This window comes from Bacillota bacterium (assembly GCA_009711825.1).
GTDB lineage: Bacteria > Bacillota > Proteinivoracia > UBA4975 > VEMY01 > VEMY01.
Window position 1 is genome coordinate 94,173 of record VEMY01000001.1, and the last position, 17,380, is coordinate 111,552.

Here is a 17,380-nt window from a genome sequence, read left to right on the forward strand (position 1 = left end):
GATATCAGTATAATTAAGGGACTGAACAGGAGGTTATGGTTGTGGCTATTAGGATGCGTAAACTGATTATCATCGGCCTGGTTATTGTTTTGGTGGCAGTGGCTTTGTCTGCAATCTGGCCGCCTGGCGCAACGCCCGCTGATTCGGATCCGGTTGTCCCCCTGCGAGCGGTTGCCCGGCCCGAAAGCTTACAACCAATTCCCAATTGGCAGGGACGAGTGGTTGCTGAGCACATTGCCGGCACGGCCTTCTATTGCCAATTATCATATTTTTACCTTATCGACGATTACGACGGCAGTCTGGTTGCGGTTGCTGTTTTCAACCTGCCCGACCACCCGAGCCCGAGTCGAATTTTTTCGGCAATACTCGCTGACGCTGAAACCGTGGCTTCTTTGGTTGAGCAGTATCTCCCTGGCGTCGGCCTGTACGTGGTTGCCGGGTTGGATTTGACCCATACCTGTGACACAGGCTGCGGCGAGGGTCATTTCTATGAATTATTTGTCTCCCGGCTTACGCCGGCGCAGCTTGGACTGCCGGCGCCCTTTCCGGGAGCAAGAGTGCTCCAGGGCGAAACCTGGTGGGACACTCATTACTTTGATTAAGGCAAGGAGGTGTTTGCAATGTCAGAACTGCTGAAAAAAGCCCGGGAACAGTTGACAAGTAAGGGGTTTAAATGGACCGAGCCCCGGAGTGAAATAATCAGTTTGTTGTCAGAGCAGACTGATGCCCATGTCAGCGCCGAGGAGTTGTACGAACTATTGCAGAAGAAGCGCCCTGACATTGGTTTGGCCACAGTCTACCGGACTTTAGACCTGCTTGCAGAACTGGGATTTGCCCATAAGCTCAATTTTGGTGACGGATGTAGCCGTTATGAAGTCGCGGACTCAAGCCATCATCATCACCATTTGATCTGTAGTGCATGCGGGAAAGTTGAGGAGGTCCCGATGGATTTATTGGAACAGCTGGAACAGGAAATTGAATCAGAGTATAATTTTGAGATCCACGGCCATCATCTGAAGTTTTTTGGCAGATGCGGCCAGTGCTGCACTAAGGGAAAGGAGTAGGAGTAAGGGAAAATGCGTCGACTGCCAATTTTGATAGCACTGCCGTTACTAGCGTTAATGTTAATTCCCGGTATTGCTCTGGCCCAGGACGATTTTGGCGATGAAACACCAGTATTCGTCAATGAAATTGAACGCGGCCGGGTGCTGGAGGTTGTTACCGAAGAGGATATTGATGACGATTGGTTTGTTGTTGGTCGCCAGTTGCTGTTAGTGGAAATTACTTCCGGAACTTTCCGGGGGCAAAAACATGAAATAGAGAACTTGCACACCGGTGTCGAATTTCGAGATTTGTATCTGCAGGCGGGTGATCAGGTTCTGTTGATGCTGGAATTGGATCCGGAGCAGGGTCGGCTGGAAGGCGTATATCTACATGATATAGCCCGGGATCGCTATCTTTACATATTGGCGGCCGCTTTTGTCGTCGGTCTTGTGCTTGTGGCGAGGATCAAGGGCATTAAGGCGCTGGCCACCCTGCTGTTCATGGGCGTGGTAATTATCTACCTGCTTTTGCCTTTGATTCTGCGGGGACATGACCCGGTTCTGCTGACTTTGGCCTTTGCCAGTCTAATTACTGTTTTCACCCTTACTGTGATTAGCGGGTTTAATGCCAAGACTTTAGCGGCCATCGGTGGTACTGTGGGAGGGCTGATTATTGCTGCTCTAATGGCTTGGGTCTTTGGCGAGGTTTCAAGTCTGACCGGCTTTAGCAGCGAAGAAGCGCAAATGCTGCAATATGCCGAGCTGCCAGGAGAATTAAACATCCGTGGTCTGTTGTTTGCAGGCATTATAATCGGCGCCCTGGGGGCAGTGCTCGATGTGGCAATGTCAATTGCCGCTTCGGTGGCCGAAGTGCGAGCGGCTAATCCCCGTCTGACTGTAAAAGAGTTGTTTGAATCAGGATATAATGTAGGCAAAGATATTCTGGGCACGATGGTAAATACCCTGATTTTGGCATATACTGGTGGCGCCTTGCCGTTGCTCTTGTTGTTCATGGCCTACGATATGAGTTATCTGCAGATTATCAATATGGACTTAATAGCCACGGAGGTGGTGCGCTCGCTGGCTGGCAGCTTTGGATTGTTGGCTGCGGTGCCGCTGACTGCGATCCTTGCTGCTGTCTTTATCAGTCGTCAAAAAAGGCGACCCGGCGGGCAACCTAGGGCATAGTTAATCCTGCCCCGGAATATAGCTATCAATGAAACGGGGTGGGAGATGTGCGTAAGGGGTTCAGGCTAATCAGGATGTGGTCGGTTATCGTCTTTATCTGCCTGTTGTTTGTGTTAGTCAATAGATTATGGCTTTGGAGCGGTGCTTTGGAGACTCTGGGCGGCATAATCGATGGCAACCAGTTAGTCCCGCTTTTTCTGATGGCGGTGGCGTTAGGCACAGATGCTATGTCCCTATCAGTTGGGATTGGCCTCCGGGGTGTGAGCAGGCAGGACGTGCTGCGGGTAAGTTTTGTAGTGGGACTTTTCCACATAATTATGCCGCTTGCGGGTATTGTCCTGGGACATTTATTCGGGCTGCTGGTGGGAGAGCTGGCTCGCTGGCTGGGGGCACTGATTGTAGCTTTTATTGGCGCCAGAATGATTTGGGGATGCCTGGGGACCAAGGAATGTCTGTCTGCCAACTGGGTGCTTAGTGGCCTGCCGCTCATGCTGTTGGCCGGCAGCGTCTCCATGGACGCCCTATCCGTGGGATTCAGCCTTGGTGCCTTTGGTTATAATGTATTCTTGGCTTCGGCTATCTTTGGTTTGTTCGGCGCTGCTATGACTGGGCTGGGCTTGGTGTTTGGCAGCAGGCTGGGCGATTGCGTTGGCGACCGCGCTGAGCTGATTGGGGGAGGCGTATTGGTCATCTTGGCGATTCATATGCTGCTGGAGGGTTGATTTTATGGAAATTTTGTTTGTATGTACCGGTAACACCTGTCGCAGCCCTATGGCTGAGGCATTGTTAAAATCAATGACGCGTTCTAGGGGGCTTGGCGAAATCAAGGTAAGTTCGGCAGGCATTGCCGCCGCCACTGGAAGTTCGGCATCCCCCCTTGCCCGTGATGCCCTGGACGATGGCCGCGCGTTGGACGAGCACAGGGCCCGGCAGGTTGACAACACATTGCTTGCGAAAGCAGATCTCGTATTGACGATGACTGGTCAACATGCAGCCATTTTGCGCTCGCAGTTTCCGGAGCACAGCGACAAGGTGCATGCCTTACTTGAGTATGTAGATGAAACGGAGACGGATGTGGCAGATCCTTTTGGCGGCGACCGAGAAACATATCGCCGGACCCGGGACCAAATCGAGTCTGCGTTGGTCAAGGTGCTGGCGCGATTAACAAAGTGACGACCAAAACTAATTGGAGGTTTTGCAGTTGAAAATAGCGTTATCCAGTGACCATGGCGGGTTTGATCTCAAAGAGAATCTCAAAGAGTTTCTCCACGAGCTGGGCCATACATATGTGGATTTTGGCTGTTCAAGCCGGGAGTCGGTGGATTATCCCGATTATTCTGCCGCTGCCTCCCGGGCGGTTAGCTCAGGGGAGTGTCAATTGGGGATCGTCGTATGTGGAACCGGCATCGGTGTTGCCATAACGGCCAACAAAATCCCGGGGATCCGGGCCGCCAATTGCAGCGATTGCTTTTCAGCCCGAATGGCCCGGGAGCATAACAATGCCAACGTGCTCACCCTTGGCCAGCGGGTCCTGGGGGCAGGGTTGGCCCGGGAAATAGTGCGATCTTTTCTCGACGCGGAATTTGCTGGCGGGCGTCATCAAGCTCGGGTGGACAAAATTATGGCTCTAGAGAGTGCTGACAAATGTTGACGGAGATTGGCAAACAGGTTAGAAATGCGTTGGAAGAACTACAAGCTCATGCCCAGTTGCAGCCCGGTGATTTACTGGTTGTTGGTGGCAGCACCAGCGAGGTAATCGGCCAAAAAATCGGCACCGCCTCCAACGCCGAAGTGGCAGAGCAAATAGTCCTCGAAGTCGCGCGTTTTTGCGATAAATGGCATGTGCAACCGGCCTTTCAATGTTGTGAACATCTAAACCGCGCACTGGTTGTGGAACAAGAAACGGTTGAGAAGTATGACCTTGATGATGTAACGGTAATTCCCCATCCCAATGCCGGTGGCGCCCTGGCTTCAAGAGCGCTTTCGGAGCTGACGGCGCCACGAGTGGTGGAGCACCTGGGGCAGCGGGGCAAGGCAGGTATAGATATCGGCAATACCCTAATCGGCATGCATTTGCGACCGGTGGTCGTTCCGGTCAGAATTGAGACCAAATTCATCGGCCAGGCGGCGTTGGTTTGTGCCCGAACCCGACCAAAGCTGATTGGCGGGCGAAGAGCCCGCTACCCAGAATAATATCAAGGAGGCCAACAAATGACTAATTTGCACAGGGTAGATCCGGAGATTCATGATGTAATCCAGCGGGAGCTGGAGCGGCAACAGAAACACCTGGAGTTAATCGCATCCGAGAACTTTGTCAGCGAAGCAGTCCTGGAAGCCCAGGGTTCTGTGCTCACCAACAAGTATGCAGAAGGTTATCCAAAACGCAGGTATTATGGGGGGTGCCATGTAGTAGACGAAGCGGAAAACCTGGCACGGGAGCGGGCCAAGGCATTGTTTGGTGCCGACCATGCCAACGTCCAGCCCCATTCCGGCGCCTCTGCCAATATGGGAGTCTACCTGGCAGCGCTCAAACCTGGCGATGTGGTGCTGGGTATGGATTTATCCCACGGCGGACATCTCACCCACGGCAGTCCAGTGAATATTTCCGGACTCTACTTTAAGTTCCACGCCTACGGTGTAGATCCCGCAACCGGAAAGCTGGACTATGATCAGGTTGCTGAGCAGGCGCGCAAAGTGCAGCCGAAAATGATTGTTGCCGGCGCCAGTGCTTATCCCCATGCCCTTGATTTCGCCCGCTTCCGTCAAATTGCCGATGAAGTCGGCGCGCTTTTGATGGTAGATATGGCGCATATCGCCGGTTTAGTGGCAACGGGTTTCCATGCCAATCCGGTTCCCCATGCTCATTTTGTGACCTCCACAACCCATAAAACCTTGCGGGGCCCCAGGGGCGGCCTGATATTGTGCGCCGAAGAATACGCCAAGGCTGTGGACAAGGCGATCTTCCCGGGGCTGCAGGGCGGCCCGTTGATGCATGTAATATCAGCCAAGGCCGTCGCTTTCCGGGAAGCGGTCGCTTCGGAATTTAAGGAATACATCCGTCAGGTTACTTTAAATGCCAAAGCCTTGGCTGACACTCTGATGAGTCAGGGCCTGGATTTGGTTGGCAGCGGCACCGACACCCACTTGATGTTGGTGGATTTGCGTTCAGTCAATATTACAGGTAAACTTGCAGAAAAGGTGTTGGACAGCGTTGGGATCACCGTGAATAAAAACACTGTACCCTTCGATCCCGAAAGTCCCTTTGTCACAAGCGGCATTCGCATCGGCACTCCGGCAGTGACCACCAAGGGCATGAAAGAGGCCGATATGCAAGCAATCGGACGCTTGATAGCCGATGTGCTGAAAAACCATGAAGACGAAAAAGTGCTGGCCGCTGCCCGGACAAAGGTGGCTGAGCTCTGCTCCAAGCATCCTCTTTATCCAAATATCGGGAGGTAAAGTATGTCAAAAGTCGTCACTATTGAACACCCGCTTGTTCAACATAAATTAAGCTACTTAAGAGATGTCAACACAGGGCCCAAGGAGTTCAGGGAGTTGGTGGAAGAACTCTCGTTATTGCTTGCTTATGAAGTGACCAGGGACCTCCCCTTGCAAGATGTCGAAATTCAGACCCCAATTTGCAAGATGACATCCCAGGTTCTCAGCGGCAAAAAAATTGGCGTTATACCAATCCTCAGAGCCGGATTGGGCATGGTGGACGGCATTCTAAAACTGATTCCTGCCGCCAAAGTAGGGCACATCGGCGTCTACCGGGACCCAGAAACATTGCAGCCGGTGGAATATTATTGCAAACTCCCCGGGGATATAGCTGAACGCGAATTGATTGTAGTTGATCCGATGCTAGCCACCGGGGGCTCTGCCTGCGCCGCCGTCGATTTCATTAAAGAACGGGGCGCGACCAATATTCGACTGATGTGTCTAATCGCTGCCCCAGAGGGTATCCAGCGCGTTCAAGAACAACATCCCGATGTGGAGATATATCTAGCGGGTGTCGATGATAAGCTGAATGAGCACGCGTACATCGTTCCCGGTCTTGGCGATGCCGGCGACCGGCTGTTTGGAACAAAATGAGTCGCCCCAGTTGGGACAGCTATTTTATGGAAATAGTCACCGTTGTTGCAACCCGCTCCACTTGTTGTCGGCGACAGGTGGGCGCGTTGTTGGTCAAGGATAAACGGATTCTTGCCAGCGGCTACAACGGCGCCCCCCGGGGGTTGCCCCATTGTCTGGATGTGGGATGCCTGCGTGAAAAATTAGGCATCCCCTCTGGTCAACGCCATGAGCTTTGTCGCGGCTTGCATGCGGAGCAAAATGCCATCGTCCATGCCGCTTACCATGGCACGGCAATCGCTGGCGCCACCGTCTATGTTACGCATCAACCTTGTATCGCCTGCGCTAAAATGTTAATAAACGCAGGTATTGAGCGGGTGGTGTTTGCCGGTGACTATCCCGATGAATTAAGCTTAGAGCTTTTGGAGCAGGCGGGAGTGGAGCTTTTGCAGTTTCAACAAAGTTAGGGGGGGCCTCTGTGAACCTGAATTTAAGGCGGGGCCTGGGGGTTTCCCTTGGCTTAAGCATTATCGCGATTATGATTGTCATCGCCTTTACTTTCGACCAGGATACAATCGACAACCTGGGCCTGATTAGGCCCGGGTTTTTGCTGTTGGCCCTGGGCCTGCTGCTCCTGGCAATCGCGGTTGAAGGCGGACGCATTGCATTTGTCGCCAACATCATGGGCGGAAGCGTGTCCTGGCGGCAGGGAATTGCAATATTTCTGACCACCAGCTTTGCTGCCTTGGTAACACCCATGGGGATGGGAGAATTGCCTACTTTGGCAATAATGTATGCAAAAGCTGGCTTAAACACCGGTTTAGCTGCTGCCGCTGCCGTGGCCCGCAGTTTCATCACTAAGCTAGTGTTTTTAAGCGCTATCATCTATCTCTTTGGTTTCCAGCGGAGCCGTGTTCAATTTGGCCTTATCACTGACAACGTGTTTTCGGTAATGGCTCTGGTTTTCTTTATAACTGTGCTTGTAAACGCCAGCTATGTGCTATTCCCCGGGCTTGTTACCGGCCTGTGGCGACGTATGCCCCAGCGTTGGCAACGGGGGCGATTTGCCCGCTGGCAAAACCGCCTAGATTTTGAAGCCAGGGAGTTTGATCGCGGCATCAACGTTGTATGGCGTAAACACCCGCTGTCGCTGATTATCATCGGACTGATGAGCGGGGCCTATTGGACGCTCTATTTTGGCATTTTGCCGGTGCTCTCCAGAGGGTTGGGGGTGTTGGTAGATCCGGTGCTATTGGTCAGTCGCCAGTTTGTATTGACGTTGGCGCTGCCCTTTATCCCCCTGCCAGGCGGTAGTGGCGCCCTGGAATTGGCCATGGTGGCAGCATACCAGGGCTTGATTCCTCGAGCATTTATCAGCATCTTCGTCCTCAGTTGGCGTCTGTTCACTTTTTATCTGCTGGTGCTGTTGGGCGCCCTGGCGGCTTTGAGGAACTTATGGCGCAAGTAGCAGGAACCTATATAAGCAAAGGCGAAATCTTACTGGGGGTGATACAATGAGCGAGGATATTCTGTTTGCGCTTGATATTGGAACACGAACTGTTGTCGGTCTCTTATGCAAAGTTGCTTCCGGTGGAGTATTGCGGGTAGAGGCCCATCATGTAGAGGCGCACCCCCAGCGGGCGATGCTCGATGGGCAGATTCATGACGTGGCGGAAGTGAGTACTGTGATTCGGAGAGTGAAGGAGCAGCTTGAAGCAGCAGCTGGTTGCACTTTGGAGCGAGCTTCCATCGCCGCTGCCGGCCGCGCCCTGTCCACGCTGCGGGCTGACTCAACGCTTAAATTTGACGCCACCCGTGAAATCACCAGAGAAGATTTACGCAATCTAGAGATGCAGGGACTGGCTGTCGCCAAAGAAAAGGTTTCCGGACAATCAGAAAATCTTTACTGTGTCGGTTACAGTCCGGTGGCATATACCCTTAACCAACAATTGATTGCAAACCCTGTAGGCCAAAAGGGTTCGGAAGTCGGTGTGGAGTTAATCGCAACTTTTTTGCCGCAAGTGGTGGTGGACAGTCTGTTCAGCGCTCTTGCCAAAGCCGGATTGGCGGTGGGCAGTCTTACCCTGGAGCCAATCGCCGCAATGACTGTGGCCATCCCGCCGCGTCTGCGCATGTTGAATCTGGCGCTAGTGGACGTCGGTGCCGGAACATCTGATATTGCAATCAGTCGGGAGGGTACGATATTCGCCTATGCCATGGTGGATAAAGCCGGCGACGAAGTGACGGAAGCATTGGCTCAGCACTATTTGCTAGATTTCAATACTGCGGAATCTGTAAAACTGGCCCTGGGCGAGCGTGAAGAGCTGGAATTTACCGATGTTTTGGGGAACAGATACCACTTGGCCCGGGAGGACATACACAAAGTTATTGAACCTGTGGTCGATGAGCTGGCCGCAGCGATTGCCCGCACAATTAAAGAACATAATGGCGGTGTAGCGCCGGCGGCGGTATTCTGTGTTGGTGGTGGCAGCCAGACCCCGCTGCTCCGGGAGTATCTTTCTATTCACTTGGACATTCCCCAGGAGCGTACGGGTATTCGGCGCCGGGAAGCCCTTGATAATATCGAATTTGACAGCCCGGATTTGGCCGGGCCGGAGGTGGTGACTCCGCTTGGCATCGCCCTTACCGCCCTGAGACCACAAGGTGAACACTTCATTCAGGTTCAGGTAAATGGCGACAGTGTCACTTTGTTTAATGTGCAGCAAAGTAATGTTGCCCAGGCCCTGTTGCACAGTGGCATGGATTTAGCCGAACTCCTGGGGGCAAGGGGGCAGCCGCTTGAATTTAACTTCAACGGCCAAATCCGAAGAATTCCAGGACAACCGGGTGTTCCTGGCCGTGTACGGATAAATGGACAACCGGCTACCCTGGAGAGCAGTATCGGTCCTGGGGACAGTATCGAGGTTAGTGTTGGCAGCCGCGGCGACGATGCCAAGTGCAATTTGGAGGATCTGGCTGAAGCGGGCTGCACATTGGATCTGGTAGTCAACGGCGAGTTGGTCTCGGTGCCAGAAATGCGTTTGATTAACGATTTGCCTGCATCTGGAGACAGCGAGATTGGCCCCGGTGATGCGGTTGAAATCCGCCTGCCGGCGACTGTAGCTGAATTGGCCGCCCTTATGGATGTGGATATCGAGCAATTTGCAATTACCATCAACGGCCAATTGGCGGGAGGCGAAAGTCCTGTGTCTAGCGGGCAAAGCATAGAGTTTGTGCAACGTGAATTGGCTGATGCACCTGTCGCCGCTTCCGGTGCAAGCTCTGATTCTGCTGGCTTATCGGTTTCGGTAAATGGCAGGAATGTTACTTTGCCTCCGGGGCAGAATCAGTTAATGCACGCTCTGGCCGCTGCCGACATTGATTGCTCTTCCGCCCGGGGACGACTGATTATTAGCGTCAACGGACGGGAAGCGGAATTTACCACCGAGTTAGCAGATGGTGACCGCATTGAGGTGTTCTGGACTGCCATGTGATGTTTGTGGAGAACGGCTTTGTAGTCGGCAGCCCAGGTTAACCAAGTGTTTTTAAGCACTATGTGCTTAAAAACACTTGGTTTGCAAAAATGGGAACTGCAAAGTATAATATTATGAGGTGAAATCCCATGAAGCGCTCTGAGTGGGTTGAGATACTCCGTTACCTGTCTTTGATAACCTGGGTTGGGATTGTGATGGTTGTCTCCATTTATTTTGGCTGGTGGCTGGGGGGACGTCTGGCTGCGTGGCTGGGGGGCAGTTTCTGGACAATTATCGGTTTTTTGCTTGGAGTAGCTGCCGGCGGGGTCACTTTATGGTCGACTTTTCGCAAATTGATTCCGTGGGAGTGAAGGGTGTGGACATTGTTGCCGCCAAAGTCAGGCAAATAATCGGACGCACAACGCTGCTCGCGTTGACATTGGCTGTTTTTGCCCTGATCTTCAGTCGAGGTTCTGCTGCCCTAGGCGTTCTCATCGGAGCAATTATCTCAGTCCTGAATTTTCGCCTGTTGGCGAATAAAACCAGGCAGGTTCTGGAAAACACCAATCCCGGCGCTGCTCAGGTTCAGGCTTTTGTCGGTTACCTGGTGCGTTATCTGCTTTATGCCGGGGTTTTATATGTTGTGAGTCTTAATCCAGAAGTGGATTTTTTTGCTGCAATTGTGGGGATACTGCTTGTAAAAGCGGTAATAATCATAGAAGCGATTGCCGTATCCGTTCGGCAGGCGACAGCTAAACTGCTGTCCGCCCGGTGGGAAAGGGGGGATTGATACATGGAAGATCTCTTTGATGGCCCCAGTATAGTTTTTGAGTTTTATGGTTTCCAGATAACAGAGACTATGTTAAATATCTGGCTTGTAATGGCGGTGTTGATTGTGCTGGCGCTGCTCCTGCGACGAAACCTGGAACTTTACCCTGGTAAGGTGCAGAATGTCGTTGAGATGGTGGTTGAGGCATTTGAAGGCTTGGTGACATCCACCATGGGCGACAGTCGCAAGGACTTTATGCCTTACATGGCCGCTTTGTTTCTCTTTATCGGCTTGTCCAATATGATGGGGCTTTTAGGATTGATGCCGCCAACCGCGGACGTCAATACAACGATTGGACTTGCCTTGTTGACATTTATCCTAATTCATTACTCTGGATTCCGTAACAAAGGGTTCGGACATATCCGGGGGTTGGCACAACCTGTGTTCTTGTTTTTACCGATAAACATAATCAGCGAGCTGGCCAAGCCCGTTTCGCTGGCCTTTCGTTTGTTTGGCAATATTTTAGGCGGTACAATTATTATGGCGATGATTACCGGGGCAATTGCCTTGTTTGTGCCGGTAGTGCCGAGCCTGTATTTTGATGTTTTTTCTGGCCTGCTACAGTCGTTTATTTTCGTGATGCTGACAATGGTATTTATTACTTTAGCGATAGAATAAAGGGAGGAACTTGATAATGGATCACAATACGATGACAGTTGCTGCATTTGCTGCTTTGGGCGCCGGGATAGCTATGATTGCTGGTATTGGCGCTGGGATTGGCCAGGGTTACGCCGCCGGCAAGGGTGTTGAAGCCGTTGGCCGTCAGCCGGAGGCCCGGGGCCCAATTACGCTGACAATGCTCCTGGGTCAGGCTGTTGCTGAGACCACTGGGATTTACGCGCTTTTGATTGCCTTTGTCCTGATTGGCCTAGTAAACGGTCTGATTTAAATCTCGGGGGAATGGGGCGGCCCATTTCCCTTTTAATGTATCCCGGGAAGGAGCGTGAGCAAACGTGCTGGATATTTTTGTCGAAAGAATATTATTTGTTATGGTTAACTTCCTGGTACTGGTAGTAATTCTCCGCGCGCTGTTGATGAAGCCAGTTAGCGAATTTATGGAGAAACGGCGTCAGGCAATTGCTGATGACATTGATACTGCCCGTGCCAACAAGGAAAAATCCGAGGCGCTGCTGGCAGAGCACCAGGCAATGCTGGACAAGGGTCGGGAGGAAGCCAGAACAATTATCGAAGATGCTGAGCGCCGTGGCGAGGCACGTCGCCAGGAAATCATTGAAGCTGCCAACAAAGAAGCGGAGGCGATGTTGGCCCGGGCAAATACAGAAATTGAACGCAGCCGTGACAAAGCAGTGGAACAGCTGCGACAGGAAGTGGTTACCCTTTCAGTGCTGATGGCTCAGAAGATTCTGGGGCGTCAGGTGGAAAGCGATGATCAACGCCAATTGTTCCAGGCGGTTGTGAGAGAATTGGATGAGTCCTATGCAAAGTACAGTAGCTAAGCGGTACGCCCAGGCTTTATTTGAACTGGCCCGGGATAAGAAGCTGGAGCTAGAACCCCAAATGGCAGCGGTTGCCGCAATCTGGAATGCTGAACCGTTACTGAGCCGGGTGTTAACTGATCCACGTTGGCCGGTGGAACGCAAAAAAAGTGTTCTGCACAGCTTGGCAGAGCAGTTAAACTTAGACACCTATTTGCTCAACACGCTTAATTTGCTTCTGGATAAAGGCCGAATCGGCCACTTGCCGGCAGTTGCTGCCCAATACAGGATTCTTGATGATCTGCACAATCGGAGAATCCGCGCCCAGTGCCGTTCGGCCACTGCTTTGGACGAGCAACAACAGGAACAGTTAAAGGCCAAGTTGGCGTCACTTACCGGTGCCCGGGAAATTGAACTTTCGGTAGTTATCGACCCTGATTTGGTGGCGGGTTTTGTTGTAAACATCGAGGGTAAAATTATTGATGGCAGCCTGAAGGGCCGCCTTGAACGTATGGGTCGTAAATTGGCCCAACCAAGCCACGGAAGTTGAGGTGAACGCTATGCAAATTAGACCTGAAGAAATCAGCGCAATCTTGCGTAAACAAATTGAAAGTTACCAAGATGATTTAGATGTATCAGAGATGGGAACCGTGGTTTATGTTGGCGATGGTATTGCCCGTATCCACGGCTTGGAGAAGGCGATGGTCAATGAACTGTTAGAGTTTCCCAACAATACCTTTGGCATGGCCCTAAACCTGGAACAGGATAATGTCGGGGCCGTTATTCTTGGTGATTACGCGCATATCAAGGAAGGCGACACAGTGCGCCGCACCGGGAGAATTGCTCAGGTGCCGGTTGGTGACGCTTTGGTTGGGCGTGTGGTCAATGCCCTGGGAATACCTATCGACGGCAAAGGACCGGTACAGACAGAAGAGACACGGCCGGTGGAAAGTCCCGCCCCTGGCGTGGTCAGCCGGCAGTCAGTCAACGAGCCACTGCATACCGGGCTCAAGGCGTTGGACTCGATGGTTCCCATCGGGCGTGGACAGCGGGAGTTGATCATCGGCGACCGCGGGACCGGTAAAACTGCAATCGCTGTTGACACTATCCTCAATCAAAAGGACACCGATGTATATTGCATTTACGTAGCCATTGGTCAGAAGAACTCCACAGTGGCTGGAGTTGTAAACACTCTGACTGAGGCGGGGGCGATGGATTATACCTCCGTTGTCGTGGCAACGGCCAGTGAACCGGCGCCGATGTTGTACATAGCGCCCTATGCCGGCTGTGCCATGGGCGAGCATTTCTTATACAACGGCCGGCATGTGCTGGTAATATATGATGATCTCACAAAGCAGGCGGCCGCATACCGGGAAATGTCTCTGCTTTTGCGTCGCCCGCCTGGTCGCGAAGCCTACCCCGGTGATGTATTTTACTTGCACTCTCGGCTATTGGAACGGGCTGCTAAGCTCAGTGATAAGGAAGGCGGCGGGTCGCTGACTGCGCTGCCGATTATCGAAACCCAGGCCGGCGACATATCAGCATACATTCCCACCAACGTAATTTCTATTACCGACGGACAGATTTTCTTGGAGAGTGACTTGTTTTTTGCCGGATTCCGACCGGCGATTAATGTTGGCCGCTCGGTTTCCCGGGTTGGTAGCAGCGCTCAGATTAAGGCGATGCGTAAGGTCGCCGGTCGCTTGCGCCTGGATTTGGCCCAATTCCGCGAGCTGGAGGCCTTTGCCCAGTTCGGTTCTGACCTGGATAAAGCGACCCAGGCCCGTATCAACCGGGGCCAAAAGGTATCTGAAGTGTTAAAACAAAGCCAGTATGAGCCGCTGCCGATTCAAAACCAGGTAATGATTATCTACGCCGCAATTAACGGCCATCTCGATGATGTTGAAAACGAAAACATCAGTCGCTTCGAGCAGGAGTTTTATCGGTTTGTTGAACAAACATATCCCGAACTGGGTCCGGATATCGCTTTCAGCAAGCAACTTTCCGAGGAAAGCGAAAACCAGCTCAAACAAGCAATTAAAGAGTTTAAAGAACGCTTCGTATAAGGGGGGAGCCCATGCAGAGCACAAGGGATATCAAGCGCCGCATAAACAGTGTCAAAAGCACGCAACAGATAACCAAAGCCATGGAAATGGTGGCAGCGGCCAAGCTCCGCAAAGCTCAGGCCCGGGTGACTTCCGCCCGCCCCTACACAGCTAAACTGACGGAGGTTATCAACCGGATTGTAGAACGGGGGGCCGACAGCAGCCATACGTTGTTGGAACCAAAGGAAGGCCGGACTGCCTATATCGTAATCGCTGGCAATCGAGGTCTCGCCGGTGCTTACAATGTAACCCTGCTTCGATTTGCCAGGGATCAAATTGCCGCCGACCCCGGTCCAGTGGCAGTTGTAGGCCGCAAAGCCCGTGATTTTATGCGCAAACTAGATATGGAAATCATCGCCGAGTACCTTAACCTGGCAGATGAACCCAGCTACCAGCAGGCCGTAACAATCATGGACCCGCTTTTGAGCTATTATGAAGAGGGAGTTTTTGGTCGCCTGAACATAATCTATACCCGGTTTCAGAGCGCACTCCAACAACGTCCGACCATGGTCCCGCTCCTGCCGGTTGACGTCTCGAAAACCGAGGAACGCACAGCCCAGGCGCTCTACCTATATGAGCCGTCTCCAGAAACAGTGCTGGCTTCCCTGCTGCCCCGTTACGTGCGCAGTCTCGTTTTTCAGGGGTTGCTGGAGGCCCGGGCTTCCGAAGAGGGCAGCCGAATGACAGCAATGAAATCGGCAACCGACAACGCCAACGAAATGATCGACTCCCTGACACTCTCGTTCAACAGGGTGCGCCAGGCCGCCATCACCCAGGAGCTGCTTGAGGTAGTAAACGGCGCCCAGGCTTTGGAAGGTTAGGAGGTAAAACATGAACATCGGAAAAATTGTGCAGGTTATTGGTCCGGTTGTGGACGTGCAGTTTGAACAGCAATTGCCGTACATCAACACTGCCTTAAAGTTGCAAAACCAGGCAGGCGAAACAATCGTTTTAGAAGCGGTACATCAGCTAGGCGACAGCGTTGTGCGCTGCGTTTCCATGTCATCCACCGACGGACTTGTCCGCGGTATGCCCGTTGAGGATACAGGCGCGCCCATCACTGTCCCCGTCGGTCGTGCCACTTTGGGACGGATGTTTAACGTCCTTGGAGAAGTAATTGACGATGGTGAACCGGTAACTGCTGAAGAAAAGTGGCCGATACACCGGCCAGCGCCAACCTTTGATGAACAGCGGACTGCCGCTGAAATCTTGGAGACAGGAATCAAGGTTATTGACTTGTTGGCCCCTTATGCCCGGGGCGGCAAGGTTGGTCTTTTCGGCGGTGCCGGCGTCGGCAAAACGGTTCTTATCCAGGAACTGATTCGCAACATTGCCTACGAACACGGTGGTTTTTCCGTCTTTGCAGGGGTTGGTGAACGGACCCGGGAGGGTAACGACCTTTGGCATGAGATGAAGGAGTCAGGCGTCATCGACAAAACAGCTCTCGTCTTCGGGCAAATGAACGAACCGCCCGGTGCCCGACAGCGGGTCGGCCTCACTGGTCTGGTTATGGCCGAATACTTCCGGGATAAGGAAGGTCAGGATGTATTGTTGTTTATCGACAACATCTTCCGCTTTACCCAGGCTGGTTCAGAAGTGTCCGCGCTGTTGGGACGTATGCCTTCGGCAGTTGGCTATCAGCCCACCTTACAGACAGAAATGGGTCAGCTTCAGGAGCGGATTACATCAACCACCAAGGGTTCAATCACTTCGGTGCAGGCGATTTATGTTCCCGCCGATGACCCCACTGACCCAGCGCCGGCAACAACTTTTGCTCACTTGGATGCAACAACGTATTTATCCCGCCCTTTGACAGAGCTTGGGATTTACCCGGCGGTTGACCCCTTGGAATCTTCATCGCGGATTCTTGACCCCCAGGTTATTGGCGAAGAGCATTATAATGTTGCCCGAGGCGTTCAGGGTGTGTTGCAGCGCTACAAAGAACTCCAAGATATCATCGCCATCCTTGGTATGGATGAGCTTTCCGACGAGGATAAACTTACTGTTTCTCGGGCTCGGAAGATTCAGCGTTTTCTGTCCCAAAATATGTTTGTGGCTGAAGTATTTACTGGTTCTCCCGGTGTTTATGTTCCGCTTAAGGAAACAATCCGGGGCTTCAAGGAATTACTCGAGGGCAAGCACGATGACCTGCCCGAAGCGGCATTTTACATGGTGGGAACGATTGAGGACGCCATCAAAAAGGCCGAATCCCTGTAGGGAGGGAGCGGCATGAGCGAAAAAACCTTTGTGTTGACTGTGGTCACTCCCGAAAGTCGAGTATTCCAAGACTCTGTAAACATGGTAATTGTCCGCACCACCGAGGGCGATATCGGGGTGCTTGCTGGGCACACCCCATTGGTGGCGCCATTGGAGATTGCTCCAATGACAATCAAAATCGGCGACAATGAACGCAAGGCAGCCGTCAATGGCGGCTTTGTGGAAGTGACACCGGATCATATGACAATACTCGCCGAATCTGCAGAAATGGCCGAGCAGATTGATGTCGACCGGGCCGAAGCTGCCCGTAGCCGCGCCGAGGAGAGATTAGCCCAACATCAGGGTGATGTGGACTTTGCCCGCGCCCAGGCGGCATTGCAACGTGCGTTGGTGCGTCTCCAGGTAGCCGGTCGGGATCAGGGTTGACGCAGATGCCCGATTCCAGTAACCATAGATCAGGAGGATTCAGCAGCAAGGATCCGCTGGAGCAGACGCTTCTGGTGGGCATGCACGGCACGCCGGAACTGAAAAAAGAGGAACGGCGGCGTTTCCTTGGCCAGTTTCGGGAAAGGGTTATAAAGGCCTTGACCTTTGACCAAATCTCCGAGCCCGGAACATACCCGGAAGTGGAGGCGGCAATCGCCGATCCCGCAGCAGCCAAACTCATTATTAGCCGGAGGGCAGATATCAAAGCGGCTGCCGAGTATATTCGGCTCGCTCGCCAACATCAGTTGTCTTTTACAACGGTTGATTCCAGCGATTTAGCCGGACCTGTTGGCTTGGTTGTCGCCGCAGAATCGGCGGTGGACCGGGAACAGGTTTTAGTGCCCAGCAGGGTGGAGCGTCTGGAGCAGCTGGGGTTGCCCCGCGCTCTGATAGACGCCAAAGGACAACCTGTGTGCAAAAAGTGTATACAACTACTGCGTGAAAAGGCGCCAGAAGAACTGAGCAATTACCGCACTTACAATTTGCTGGATAAGTTAAGCGGAAAAAAATGTATATGTGAGTAAAGACAGGA

Annotated in this window: 23 protein-coding genes; all 23 read left to right on the forward strand. The window is 52.6% G+C overall.

What is annotated here, in order from left to right; genetic code table 11:
- The first annotated feature begins 41 nt into the window (after positions 1–41).
- The 23 genes from FH749_00565 (at position 42) to FH749_00675 (ending at position 17,372) form a co-directional block, all read left to right on the forward strand.
- Positions 42–602 (forward strand): hypothetical protein, encoded by a 561-nt coding sequence (locus FH749_00565; GenBank protein ID MTI93969.1) that lies wholly within the window; start codon positions 42–44, stop codon positions 600–602.
- An 18-nt stretch (positions 603–620) separates the two neighbouring features.
- Positions 621–1,064: a transcriptional repressor gene (locus FH749_00570; protein MTI93970.1), complete on the forward strand. Its 444-nt coding sequence runs from the start codon at positions 621–623 to the stop codon at positions 1,062–1,064.
- 12 nt (positions 1,065–1,076) lie between these two features.
- The gene (locus FH749_00575) at positions 1,077–2,231 is read left to right on the forward strand and encodes a YibE/F family protein (GenBank protein MTI93971.1); all 1,155 of its coding nucleotides are present in this window, start codon (positions 1,077–1,079) and stop codon (positions 2,229–2,231) included.
- 200 nt (positions 2,232–2,431) lie between these two features.
- Complete coding sequence (locus FH749_00580; protein MTI93972.1) at positions 2,432–2,953, forward strand: manganese efflux pump; 522 nt, start codon at positions 2,432–2,434, stop codon at positions 2,951–2,953.
- A gap of 4 nt (positions 2,954–2,957) precedes the next feature.
- Positions 2,958–3,404: a low molecular weight protein arginine phosphatase gene (locus FH749_00585; protein ID MTI93973.1), complete on the forward strand. Its 447-nt coding sequence runs from the start codon at positions 2,958–2,960 to the stop codon at positions 3,402–3,404.
- 28 nt (positions 3,405–3,432) lie between these two features.
- Positions 3,433–3,882, forward strand: a complete 450-nt coding sequence (gene rpiB / locus FH749_00590; GenBank protein ID MTI93974.1) for a ribose 5-phosphate isomerase B — start codon at positions 3,433–3,435, stop codon at positions 3,880–3,882.
- Positions 3,876–4,424: a TIGR01440 family protein gene (locus FH749_00595; protein ID MTI93975.1), complete on the forward strand. Its 549-nt coding sequence runs from the start codon at positions 3,876–3,878 to the stop codon at positions 4,422–4,424. The genes rpiB and FH749_00595 overlap by 7 nt, the downstream gene beginning before the upstream one ends.
- Positions 4,425–4,442: 18 nt before the next feature.
- Positions 4,443–5,690: a serine hydroxymethyltransferase gene (locus tag FH749_00600; protein ID MTI93976.1), complete on the forward strand. Its 1,248-nt coding sequence runs from the start codon at positions 4,443–4,445 to the stop codon at positions 5,688–5,690.
- A 3-nt stretch (positions 5,691–5,693) separates the two neighbouring features.
- Positions 5,694–6,323, forward strand: a complete 630-nt coding sequence (locus FH749_00605; GenBank protein MTI93977.1) for a uracil phosphoribosyltransferase — start codon at positions 5,694–5,696, stop codon at positions 6,321–6,323.
- Positions 6,320–6,769, forward strand: coding sequence for a cytidine deaminase (locus FH749_00610; protein MTI93978.1), 450 nt, complete (start codon positions 6,320–6,322; stop codon positions 6,767–6,769). Before FH749_00605 ends, FH749_00610 begins: the two co-directional genes overlap by 4 nt.
- 11 nt (positions 6,770–6,780) lie before the next feature.
- Positions 6,781–7,770, forward strand: coding sequence for a flippase-like domain-containing protein (locus tag FH749_00615; GenBank protein ID MTI93979.1), 990 nt, complete (start codon positions 6,781–6,783; stop codon positions 7,768–7,770).
- 46 nt (positions 7,771–7,816) lie between these two features.
- The gene (locus tag FH749_00620; GenBank protein MTI93980.1) at positions 7,817–9,796 is read left to right on the forward strand and encodes a cell division protein FtsA; all 1,980 of its coding nucleotides are present in this window, start codon (positions 7,817–7,819) and stop codon (positions 9,794–9,796) included.
- A gap of 128 nt (positions 9,797–9,924) precedes the next feature.
- On the forward strand, positions 9,925–10,146 hold the full coding sequence (locus FH749_00625; protein MTI93981.1) for an AtpZ/AtpI family protein: 222 nt from the start codon (positions 9,925–9,927) through the stop codon (positions 10,144–10,146).
- Positions 10,110–10,565 carry an ATP synthase subunit I gene (locus FH749_00630; GenBank protein ID MTI93982.1) on the forward strand — a complete coding sequence of 152 codons (456 nt, stop codon included), beginning with the start codon at positions 10,110–10,112 and terminating at the stop codon, positions 10,563–10,565. The genes FH749_00625 and FH749_00630 overlap by 37 nt, the downstream gene beginning before the upstream one ends.
- A gap of 3 nt (positions 10,566–10,568) precedes the next feature.
- Positions 10,569–11,222 (forward strand): F0F1 ATP synthase subunit A, encoded by a 654-nt coding sequence (gene atpB, locus FH749_00635; protein ID MTI93983.1) that lies wholly within the window; start codon positions 10,569–10,571, stop codon positions 11,220–11,222.
- Between the two features lie 31 nt (positions 11,223–11,253).
- A complete protein-coding gene (atpE, locus tag FH749_00640; protein MTI93984.1) occupies positions 11,254–11,493 on the forward strand; it encodes an ATP synthase F0 subunit C in 240 nt (79 codons plus the stop codon).
- A 64-nt stretch (positions 11,494–11,557) separates the two neighbouring features.
- On the forward strand, positions 11,558–12,061 hold the full coding sequence (atpF, locus tag FH749_00645) for a F0F1 ATP synthase subunit B (protein MTI93985.1): 504 nt from the start codon (positions 11,558–11,560) through the stop codon (positions 12,059–12,061).
- Entirely contained in the window at positions 12,033–12,590 is a 558-nt protein-coding gene (gene atpH / locus FH749_00650) for an ATP synthase F1 subunit delta (protein MTI93986.1), read from the forward strand. The genes atpF and atpH overlap by 29 nt, the downstream gene beginning before the upstream one ends.
- 10 nt (positions 12,591–12,600) lie before the next feature.
- Positions 12,601–14,106: a F0F1 ATP synthase subunit alpha gene (locus FH749_00655; protein MTI93987.1), complete on the forward strand. Its 1,506-nt coding sequence runs from the start codon at positions 12,601–12,603 to the stop codon at positions 14,104–14,106.
- Positions 14,107–14,117: 11 nt separating this feature from the next.
- The gene (gene atpG / locus FH749_00660) at positions 14,118–14,966 is read left to right on the forward strand and encodes an ATP synthase F1 subunit gamma (protein ID MTI93988.1); all 849 of its coding nucleotides are present in this window, start codon (positions 14,118–14,120) and stop codon (positions 14,964–14,966) included.
- A gap of 10 nt (positions 14,967–14,976) precedes the next feature.
- Complete coding sequence (gene atpD, locus FH749_00665; protein MTI93989.1) at positions 14,977–16,362, forward strand: F0F1 ATP synthase subunit beta; 1,386 nt, start codon at positions 14,977–14,979, stop codon at positions 16,360–16,362.
- A 12-nt stretch (positions 16,363–16,374) separates the two neighbouring features.
- Entirely contained in the window at positions 16,375–16,788 is a 414-nt protein-coding gene (locus FH749_00670) for a F0F1 ATP synthase subunit epsilon (protein ID MTI93990.1), read from the forward strand.
- Between the two features lie 5 nt (positions 16,789–16,793).
- Positions 16,794–17,372, forward strand: coding sequence for a DUF1694 domain-containing protein (locus tag FH749_00675; GenBank protein ID MTI93991.1), 579 nt, complete (start codon positions 16,794–16,796; stop codon positions 17,370–17,372).
- Positions 17,373–17,380 lie beyond the last annotated feature (8 nt).